General features: G+C 65.8%; 12 protein-coding genes. 8 read left to right on the top strand and 4 right to left on the bottom strand.

The genetic code is table 11. The features are described 5' to 3' along the window. Positions 1-10 precede the first annotated feature (10 nt). Positions 11-235, top strand: a complete 225-nt coding sequence (locus tag KDB67_RS16870) for an MbtH family protein (protein WP_005185652.1) — start codon at positions 11-13, stop codon at positions 233-235. Between the two features lie 343 nt (positions 236-578). Continuing rightward, positions 579-902, top strand: coding sequence for a hypothetical protein (locus KDB67_RS16865; RefSeq protein ID WP_005185651.1), 324 nt, complete (start codon positions 579-581; stop codon positions 900-902). Between the two features lie 97 nt (positions 903-999). Here KDB67_RS16865 and KDB67_RS16860 read toward each other — a convergent pair whose 3' ends face one another. The 4 genes from KDB67_RS16860 to KDB67_RS16845 all read right to left on the bottom strand — a co-directional run bounded on the left by KDB67_RS16860 (position 1,000) and on the right by KDB67_RS16845 (position 4,826). Then, positions 1,000-2,028, bottom strand: coding sequence for an alpha/beta hydrolase family protein (locus tag KDB67_RS16860; RefSeq protein WP_005185650.1), 1,029 nt, complete (start codon positions 2,026-2,028; stop codon positions 1,000-1,002). A 230-nt stretch (positions 2,029-2,258) separates the two neighbouring features. Continuing rightward, positions 2,259-2,792 carry a hypothetical protein gene (locus tag KDB67_RS16855; RefSeq protein WP_005185647.1) on the bottom strand — a complete coding sequence of 178 codons (534 nt, stop codon included), beginning with the start codon at positions 2,790-2,792 and terminating at the stop codon, positions 2,259-2,261. 79 nt (positions 2,793-2,871) lie between these two features. After that, a complete protein-coding gene (locus KDB67_RS16850) occupies positions 2,872-3,816 on the bottom strand; it encodes an alpha/beta hydrolase family protein (RefSeq protein WP_138943648.1) in 945 nt (314 codons plus the stop codon). Between the two features lie 233 nt (positions 3,817-4,049). Then, positions 4,050-4,826, bottom strand: a complete 777-nt coding sequence (locus KDB67_RS16845) for an acetoacetate decarboxylase family protein (protein ID WP_005185642.1) — start codon at positions 4,824-4,826, stop codon at positions 4,050-4,052. A gap of 124 nt (positions 4,827-4,950) precedes the next feature. Here KDB67_RS16845 and KDB67_RS16840 point away from each other — a divergent pair, with 124 nt between their 5' ends. The 6 genes from KDB67_RS16840 to rplX all read left to right on the top strand — a co-directional run bounded on the left by KDB67_RS16840 (position 4,951) and on the right by rplX (position 9,453). Beyond that, positions 4,951-5,661 (top strand): response regulator transcription factor, encoded by a 711-nt coding sequence (locus KDB67_RS16840; protein WP_040514761.1) that lies wholly within the window; start codon positions 4,951-4,953, stop codon positions 5,659-5,661. Between the two features lie 41 nt (positions 5,662-5,702). Continuing rightward, positions 5,703-6,998 carry an ATP-binding protein gene (locus KDB67_RS16835; RefSeq protein WP_050942643.1) on the top strand — a complete coding sequence of 432 codons (1,296 nt, stop codon included), beginning with the start codon at positions 5,703-5,705 and terminating at the stop codon, positions 6,996-6,998. Continuing rightward, positions 6,995-8,041 (top strand): hypothetical protein, encoded by a 1,047-nt coding sequence (locus tag KDB67_RS16830; protein ID WP_005185636.1) that lies wholly within the window; start codon positions 6,995-6,997, stop codon positions 8,039-8,041. Before KDB67_RS16835 ends, KDB67_RS16830 begins: the two co-directional genes overlap by 4 nt. A 202-nt stretch (positions 8,042-8,243) precedes the next feature. Beyond that, positions 8,244-8,564 carry a LuxR C-terminal-related transcriptional regulator gene (locus tag KDB67_RS16825; protein WP_050942645.1) on the top strand — a complete coding sequence of 107 codons (321 nt, stop codon included), beginning with the start codon at positions 8,244-8,246 and terminating at the stop codon, positions 8,562-8,564. Positions 8,565-8,765: 201 nt separating this feature from the next. After that, complete coding sequence (rplN, locus tag KDB67_RS16820) at positions 8,766-9,134, top strand: 50S ribosomal protein L14 (protein ID WP_005185631.1); 369 nt, start codon at positions 8,766-8,768, stop codon at positions 9,132-9,134. 1 nt (position 9,135) lies between these two features. Further along, positions 9,136-9,453 (top strand): 50S ribosomal protein L24, encoded by a 318-nt coding sequence (gene rplX, locus KDB67_RS16815; protein WP_005185628.1) that lies wholly within the window; start codon positions 9,136-9,138, stop codon positions 9,451-9,453. Positions 9,454-9,455 lie beyond the last annotated feature (2 nt).

Genomic DNA, 9,455 nt, shown 5'->3' with positions numbered 1-9,455 from the left:
GAGAAAATGGATGACCAACCCCTTTGACGACGAGAATGGCCGATTCTTCGTGCTGGTCAATCACGAGAATCAGCACTCGCTGTGGCCTACTTTCGCCGACATCCCGGCGGGGTGGACCAAGGTTTTCGGTGAGGACAGTCGCGAGGCGTGCCTGAAGTATGTCGAGGAGAACTGGACCGATCTGCGGCCCAAGAGCCTTATCGACGCCATGGAGGCCGATAAGGCCCAGGGCTGATCGCACTCTCCGCGGGGCGCCCCCGGCCGGCATCCGCCGGCGGGGGCGTTTGCCTTCTCGACCCTCGGTCGGCAGTCGCTGATCTCTGTCGACGCCGGGTCCAGGGTGCATATCGTTCCGCCCCCGAAATGGGGGGTCGAGATAACGATTCGACAACATGACGTGAGTCACTGGAGTCATACTGGCCACTCAACTTGCGTTGCGCCTCAGCTGTTGTTACGTCGTGATACCGATTTGTTACAGAATCCGCCGTATCTATTGATGAAGCAACGTTAGTCGGGCAAACTTGTAGTCGGCGGTATTCCCGTCGAACACGGGAGTTGAAGGGCAGGAGGTAGGCGCCATGCGCACCGATCCCGAGATCGTAGACGTCATCACCGACATCCGTCGGCGTGCTCAAAGCACGCCCAATCTGGTTGCTGTCCGGATGGCCGGACGGGCCATCACGTACCGGCAGCTCGATGAGGGTCTTGCGGGGTACGGCGAAGTGCTGGAGCGTTACGGCATGTCCGACGGCTCCTCGTTCGCCGCCGCACTCATGCACTGCGCGCCAGGTCTTGGACAGGACGCGGGTGAAGCCTGTGCCCGGCGAATCAATGATGCCGCACTGTGGCTCGGCCGCGGTTTGGAACCCCCCGCCCAGCGCGGTCTCCGCATCGTCAGCTGAGACAGGATCCGCACCACAGAGGTGATACGAAGCAAGGTGCACCCACCGCTATGGGTTGGGGGCACCTTGTTCCGTCTGAGTGGTCAGCGACTGCTGGTCACTGGAGGTCGCGCTCGATCTTCGGCCAGGTGGTGTGCAGGTCGTCTTCCCAGTATCCCCAGGAGTGCGTGCCCGTGGGGCGGTAGTTGACCGTCACAGGGATCTTGAGCTGGTGTAGGCGGTCGACCATCTGATGGGTGCACTGGTTGGTGACGGCTTCGATGAACCCGCCGGCGACGTACCGATCCGACCAGAAGAACGCGTCGTTGAGGTCGTGGATGTAGTCGATCTGATCGTGCTTGCCGGGGATGCCCGTTCCAGAGGTGATGTAGATCTTGGTGCCGCGCAGCTTGGCCGCGTTGATGTACGGGTCGTTCTCCCGCCAGCCCGGGCCGTTGAGCGGACCCCACATGTTGGTCACGTCGGCCTTGCCCCGCTGCTCGACGACGTACTTGATGTACTGCTGGCCGAGCGGGTCGCTGGTGCGGGCACATCCGCTGAAGGCGGCGATCGAACGATACAACTTGGGCGCCTTGAGCGCGAGATTGAACACGGACGTGCCGGCCATCGAGATGCCGGCGACGGCGTTGGCGCCCGTCGTGCTGAACTGCTTGGCGATCAGCGGGGGAAGCTCCTCGGTGATGAAGGTGGCCCACTTGTTGCGGCCCAGGCTGCGATCATCACGCTGCCAGTCGGTGTAGTACGAATACTGACCGCCGACGAAGGACACCACGTACACCTGCTTGTCGGTGAAGTACTCCTTGAACTTGGTCTGTCCCGCCCAGCCGGAGTTCATGATGCCGCCGTTGGCGCCCTGCAGCAGGTATAGGACCGGTGCGGCCTTCTTGCGGTCCTTGGGCACCAGGACCGAGACGTCGATCTTCTTGTCCATCGACTTCGAGTACACCGATAGGGTGACTTCCCGCGGGTTGACGTCGGTGACCTTGGTGATGCTGCTGGGCTTCTCGGGTGCCGCGACCGCCGCACCGCCCGAAGCCAGCGGCAGAATGGCCGCGGCAGCGGCTGCCACCGTGACGGTCAGCAGCCGTGTGCGCAGGCCCGGTGCGCGCGTCTTCCCAGAAATCATCAACCGTCTCCGTTCTTGTCGCGCAGTGGCACGACAACCCCCGGGGCACCGACTGTGTCCCGAATCCCCGCCTCACAGTAGCTGTGGCAGCGCTTACGTCGAGCGGCGGCATAGGAATAACCGCTCAGCGTCAAACTTGTACCATTATCGTCACCAAAAGGGCAGACGTTAGCCCCCAAACGGTTGATTCGGGCAGGACGACTGATCGGACAGGCCCGGGCGGGACCGGATCAGCCTCCGTACTGCTGACCGAACGAGGCGAGCATCTTGACGGCGTCGGAACTCAGTTTCCACTGGCCGTCGATCTTCGCGTAGTTCAGCTTGACGTCGACGGGCATCGGCGCGTGCGGGCTTTTGACGGCAATGGTGGCCTCGGCCTTGTCTCCGGTGACCGCCACACTCTTGACCGTGTAGATGTCGGGGGTGTAGCCGGCGGCGTTGGACGCCTTCGCGTATGCCTGGACCATCATCACGGTTCCGGGGATGGTGGTGTCGACGACTTTCTCGACATCCTCCTTGCTCGACTTGGCATCGACCGCGACGCGCAGGATCTGCTGTGCGCTCTCGCTGGTCAGCTCGGAGGCGGGGGTCTCGGCGCCGGACTCGTCCGCAGGTGCCGACCCGGATGCGGGAGCCGAGGCGTCGGCGGCCTGCGAGGTGCTCGCCGAGGTGCTGGTGTCGTCGGCATCGTCGGAGCAGGCGCCGATACCGAGCACCACCGCGCCGGCGATCGCCACGGCCGCGGCGGACTGTCGAATTCTCATCTGTCACTCCTCGTATTCGGGTTGGCCACCATCAATCTAGCCGCATCGAAAGTGGTCTCAGGGCAACCTACTAAGCCCGTCAGGCTCCCAGGTCGACACGCAGCTTGGGCCAGGTGGCCTTGAGGTCGCTCTCCCAGTAGTCCCATGAGTGGGTGCCGTTGGGACGCAGGCGCAGGTCGAGTGGCACCTTGAGGGCACGTAGCCGGGCCGCGACCTCGCGGGTGCACTTATTGACGGCCGCCTCGATCAGTCCGCCCTGCACAATCAGGTCGGCGAACACCAGCGGGCTGCCCTCGACCCGGGGATTGTCAAACCGGTCGTACGGCCCGGGCAGACCGGTACCGGCGGTCAGATACACCTTCGTCCCGGTGCCGCGCAGCTTGCCGGCGTTGAGATAGGGATCGTTCGCCTTCCAGCCCGGACCGTCGAGCGGGCCCCACATGTTGGTCACGTCGGCGTCGCCGCGGAGTCCGATGACGGTCTTGATGTACTCCTGCCCCAGTGGATCGCTGGTTCGGGCGCAGCCGCTGAAGCCGGCGACCGCCCGGTAGAGCCTCGGCGCCGCGATCGCCAGACCCAGCACCGAGGTACCCGCCATCGAGATGCCGGCGATGCCCCGGACCTTGCTCGTGTTGAAGGTCGACTCGATGAGCGGGGGGAGTTCCTTGGTCAGGAAGGTAGTCCATTTGTTGCGGCCGAGCTGGGGGTCGTCCTTCTGCCAGTCGGTGTAGTACGAGAACGCGCCGCCGATCGGGGTCACCACATAGACGTTCTCCTTGGCGAAGTACTGCTTGTACTTGGTCCTCTGGTCCCATTGCGCGCCGTCCTCGCCGCCGCCGGCGCCGTTGAGCAGGTACAGAGTCGGGCTGGGCCGGTTCCGGTTGCGCGGCACCAGGACGGTGACCGGGATGTTCTTGTCCATCGATGCGGAGTAGACGGTGAGTGTCACCTGCTGGTCGTCGACCTTGGTGTTGTAGACGATGTGGGAGGGGGCGGCCGCCGCAGCACCGGCCCCCGCGATCATCGCGAGCACGGTCGCGAAGACGGCCGACAGGGCCGTGACGACCGTGGTCAGCGAAGTACGACCCGGCTGGTGCGGGCGTGGCCGGGCGGTGTGGAAAGTCATCTCGCTCCATCCTGGTGTGAGCGGCCCAGGTGGTGATGCGTCGTGGCATGGCCGCACTGTTGCGCGATTCTAACGGTTCGCGCGGACACGACACATCGGCTGCATGTCTTTGTCACCGTGGTGGAGCGGGTTCACTCCTGTGTCGTGTCCACTTCCTCCGCATCGCCGAAGGTCATCTCCAGATGCCCGACGGAACTGGTCATCAGGGCATGTTTGCTCAGCTTGAGCCCGCGCAGTTCCTGGGCGATCTCGTGGTCACCGACGGTGAGCGAGGCGCCGCCGATCCGGGTGCGGGTGTTCGCTGTCGCGGTCATCCGCCACGGTGTCGACCGCAGCACACCGTCGAGTTGCGAGTAGGCATTGAGAACCGTCTCGCCGGTGGTATCGGGGACGGGCACGCCCTTGCGGACGGACAGGTCGACGATCAGCTGGCCGTCGGCGCTGACCCGGCCGTGTTTGGTGGGGGAGTCGTGGTCGACGTCGAAGTCGGCGAGGATCTTGGGAAAGCCCCAGATGCCGCGGCCCGCGGCCATGGTGAACTCGCCGTCGACGGGGAGCCGGTGGATGAGGGCGCGGGCATCGCCCTTGGCGAGCGAACGCAGCGCGGCCAGCCTGGATGAGGGCGGGTCGGCGGGATCCTCGACGAGGAAGCACACCCCGAACTCGTTGTAGGGTCCGAGATCACCGTCGATGTAGTCGACGAAAACGAGCATGCACATGGTGCGGCCGGGCCGGATCTGCAGCGGGCGCAAGCGCGCGGTGCCGTCGCCCGCCCGTGCGATCGCCGCCGATGCCGCGTCCGCGTCGGCGGTGAATCCCGCGACGAAGCAGGTGGCGTGACGGATGTGGACAGGCATGGTGACGGTCTGGTCGAGGACCTTGTGGGTAGTGGGGGTCGCCGGCGGCATCGGGTCAGCTCCTGAGTGATCGGGAAGAAAACTAGAACATGTTCTCTTTTGTTGATGATGCCATGCGCGGCAGTTTCCGAGTGGCCGATCGGACCGGCGCCCCAGGGCACTAAACTCCACACCCATGACGGGGCTATCGGGCGACCGAGTACTGCGGGTCGGGATGGTCGACGACCACCGATCGCCGATCTGGGGCATTGAACGGCTGCTGGAATCGGAACCGGACCTGGAACTCGTGTGCGCGGCGAGCACCGTCGACGAATTACTCGCGCACTCGCAACTGCAGAACGAAGGTCTGGATATCGTGATCCTGGATCTGCGGCTCGGTGACGCGTCCACTCCCAGGGAGAATGTGAACCGTCTGACCGACGCGGGGATCGGCACGGTGGTGTACACCTCCGGTGAACACCCGGCGCTGCTGCGTTCGGCGGCCAAGGCAGGCGTGCTCGGAGTGGTGCTCAAGTCGGCGTCGGAGGCCGAGATCATCGGCGCCATCCGCGCCGCCGCCCAGGGCAACGAGGTGCTGACCACCGAGTGGGCCGCCGCCATCGACGGCGATCCGGAACTGGCCGCGGTCGACCTCAGCCCACAGTTGCAGAAGGTTCTCGCCCTCTACGCCTCGGGGGAGACGTCGGTGACCGTCGGCCGCGAACTCGGCGTCACCGCCGACACGGTCAACGAGTACCTCAAACGGATCAGGCAGAAGTACGCCGACGCGGGCAGGCCCACCCGTACCAAGGTCGACCTGTTCAAACGTGCCGTCGAGGACGGCTGGCTGCCGGTACCCGAACGCGGATCCGACAGGCTCGCCGGACCCGCCGACGGCGACCGTTGACCGCAGGACACCCGCCGGCAGGGTGGCGGGAGCGGCAGACGATGCTGCGGGCGCGTGTCGCCGAGATCCTGATGCGCCCGCGCACCGATCGCAAGAGGATCGTCGCCTCACAGACCGCGCGTCTGCAGGTATTCGGCGGCTACCTGTTGCTCAGCGGTGTGCTGGTGAGTCTGGGGCTCGCCATCCCGGCGATGCCGACCGAGCACGCGGCGGCATGGTTCGACCCGGTGGCACTCGCGCTGCTCACCGTTCCGACCATCGGTGTGGCGATCGCGGCGTGGAATCGCAACATGCGCCTGCTGGGAATCGGCACGAACGGCTACGTGTGGGCGTACTTCGCGGACATCGGGCTGTGGTTTGCCGCTTGGGACGGTGTGCGGATTGAGGACACGCCGGTCAACTGGCTGACCACGCTGGCCGGCATGGCGGCGTTCGCGACCGTGATCACCCGATCGTTCGGGAAGGCGATGCTGGTGCTCATCGCCAGCATCGTGGGGTGCGTCTGGATGAACGCCGCGACGGCGGCGGAGGGGTTGAGCCGGGAGTTGATCGCGACCGGGATTTGGCCCTTGATCTTCGCCGGACTGCTGCTGTCTCTCGCGTACAAGACCCTGGAGACGGTCCGTGAATACGACGGCGCGCGGGCGCTGGCGATCGAGGAGGCCGTCATCGAGGCGGGACTGGTCGCGCGCAACCGTGAACGCGCCCGATTTGACGCCCTCGTCCACGATCGCGTCATCGCCACGCTCATCGCGGCCGAACCGGGTCCGCAAAGCGACACGACCATCACCCAGGCGCGGTCCGCGCTGAGCGAACTCGACAGGCTGGCCTCGGGCGGAACCGATGGGGCAACGCTCGGCGGGACCGAGGCCCTGGCCCGGATGCGCGATGCGGTGTCCGGTCTCAGCGACCGGGTGGAAGTGCGAGTCGAGGCCCAGCTCGGCGCGGATGCCTCTCGCGGTCCCGATCCGGAAGTTCCCGATCTTGAAGTTCCCGGTCTTGAAGATCCCGGCGCTGACGATTCCGGACCGGTGTCCTATCCGTCACCGGTGGTCCATGCGATCACCGAGGCCATGGGCGAAGCGGTACGCAACAGCCTGCGGCACGCCGGTCCGGAGGCGAACATCGCCGTGCTCATCGAGATGAGGTCCCGGTTTGTCCGCGTGACGGTGTCCGACGACGGCAAGGGTTTCGATGCGGACGCCGTTCCTCCTGAAAGGCTCGGTATCGCGGTCAGTATCGGTCGCAGGATGGCGCTGATCGACGGCGGCTGGGGCAGGCTGCGCAGCGTCATCGACCGGGGTACCACGGTGCAGGTCGGCTGGAGCGGCTCATGACGTCGATGCTGAGACAGCGCTACCTGCTCGATCCGGGCCGACACGGTCTGATCGACGCGATGGGCCTGCGGACGTACCGGTTCGCGCTGCAGGTCATGTTCTTCGTGGTCATGTGCGTGATCATCGCGGCGGTCGATCCGACGCCGGTGAATTGGTGGATCTACGTACCCGGCCTGATGCTGGCGACCATCGGTATCGAGGTTGCCGCGCGGGCACCGGGTGACCCGATCGAGACCCGGAGCGCGGCGCTCGCCGCGGGGCTGTCCATGACGACGTATCCGGCGATCCTCCTCGCCTATGACGGGCAGGCCTGTATCGGTGCGCTCACCCTGATCGGCGTCGGGTCACTGAGCGCCGTGTTGTTGTTCCTGCGCGGAGCTGTGGTGCTGACCTGTGTGGCGATGGGGGTGCACATCCTCGTGGGCTGGTCGGTGGCCACGGTCGCGGGTATCGACCCGGTGCCGCAGTTGGTCCAGCACTTCAATCTCGCGCCGGCCCTGGCGGTGGTCGGCCTGTGCGGGATCATCGCCCGGCCCGCGGTGTCGGCCGTGATGGACATGCGCACGCAGATCATGCAGGAGGCCGCCGCGGCGGCGGCGCAGGCCGCGGCATTGCGGGAACGCGACGCCCAACTGGGCAGGCTCGACGACGACACCCGCGACATGCTCGAACGGATCGCGGCGGGCGAGGAGTTCACCGCCGCCGACGTCCATCGCTGCCGGCTCATCCAGGCCCGGCTGCGGGACGGGATCCGGGCGCCGAGCCTGGACACCCCCGAACTGTCCGACACCGTCTGGGCGGCGCGCGATCGCGGGGTACGGGTGACCCTGCTCGACGACCGGTCCGGTGGGGGACAGGTCATGCGGGACGCGCTCGAACGGGTGCACGAGGCGGCGATCGAGGTCATCGCCGGGGCGGACAGCCCGGACGAGGTGACGGTACGGATCCTGCCGATGGGCCGCGAGCACCTTGCGACCGTCGTCTCCCGCTCGCCGGACGGTGGTGTTCGTCTCGAATTCGGTGTCGACGGCTCTCTGACCTGAGCGTTTGCCGGTTGCGGCCCCGATGACCCTATTTCTGGGTCTAGCGTCCAAGTTCGCCTGCCCGATAGCCTTTTGGCCACATGTGAGACCACCCTCCCCGGTGTCGTCTCTCATAAAGACTCAAAGCCGATCCGTAGGGGGTTAGGACATGGGATTTGATGGCAGGGCTTCGGCCCGCGCGGTGCGGCACAGCACCGCGGGAATGAACCGGGCGCCGCTGCGTCGGGACGTGTCGGGCGAGGCCCCGCTCGCGCGCCTGGCCGACTACCGCCCCGACTCGGTGTTCGGTCAGCTGACCAAACCCGACCTGTCCGCCCGTGAGGTCGAGGTGCTGCTCACCTGGCTCGCGTCGGAATCCAAGGAACAGGCCGCCGACACCCTGTTCATCTCGGCGTCCACGGTCAGTACCCACCTCGCCCGTATCCGGGCCAAGTACGCGGCGGCCGGCCGTACCGCCCCCACCAAGACCCACCTGTTCGCCCGGGCCCTCCAGGACGGTTACACCAGCCTGGATAGATGGTGAATTTGGTTTCTACCTGCGAGTCTTCTACACTTGACGGGTTGCCTACGGCGCTGCGTGCGTCGTGAATCGGTTCGCGAACCCCCTCCGGCTCCTCACCTCGGTGATTTCCGGTGGCAGGCGCGTGTCCGGTGGCGACAGACCGTGTGCGTCGGGTCGGAAATCCGGCGCACATAAAGTTCCAGGTCAAGGAGACTACGCACTGTGATTCAGCAGGAATCGCGTCTGCGCGTCGCCGACAACACCGGTGCCAAGGAAATCCTGTGCATCCGCGTGCTCGGCGGATCGTCGCGACGTTACGCAGGCATTGGTGACGTCATCGTCGCCACTGTCAAGGACGCCATCCCCGGTGGCAACGTGAAGAAGGGCGAGGTCGTCAAGGCCGTCATCGTCCGCACCGTCAAGGAGCGTCGCCGCCCGGACGGCAGCTACATCCGTTTCGACGAGAATGCCGCCGTCATCCTCAAGAACGAGAGCGACCCGCGCGGTACCCGCATCTTCGGCCCCGTCGGCCGCGAGCTGCGTGACAAGAAGTTCATGAAGATCGTGTCGCTGGCACCGGAGGTGATCTGACATGAAGGTGCACAAGGGTGACACCGTGATCGTCATCTCGGGCAAGGACAAGGGCGCCAAGGGCAAGGTCATCCAGGCCTTCCCGAAGCAGCAGCGTGTCCTGGTCGAGGGCGTCAACCGAATCAAGAAGCACACCGCCGCGTCGGCCAACGAGCGCGGTGCCTCCTCCGGCGGCATCGTGACTCAGGAAGCCCCCATCCACGTGTCCAACGTGATGGTTGTGGACTCCGACGGCAACCCCACCCGCGTCGGGTACCGCATCGATGAGGAGTCCGGCAAGAAGGTCCGGATCTCGCGCAAGAGCGGGAAGGACATCTGAGC

This window comes from Gordonia sp. (in: high G+C Gram-positive bacteria), from assembly GCF_020438995.1.
GTDB lineage: Bacteria > Actinomycetota > Actinomycetes > Mycobacteriales > Mycobacteriaceae > Gordonia.
The sequence above is the reverse complement of the archived record's forward strand: the minus strand, read 5'-3'. Positions and strand labels throughout refer to the sequence as shown.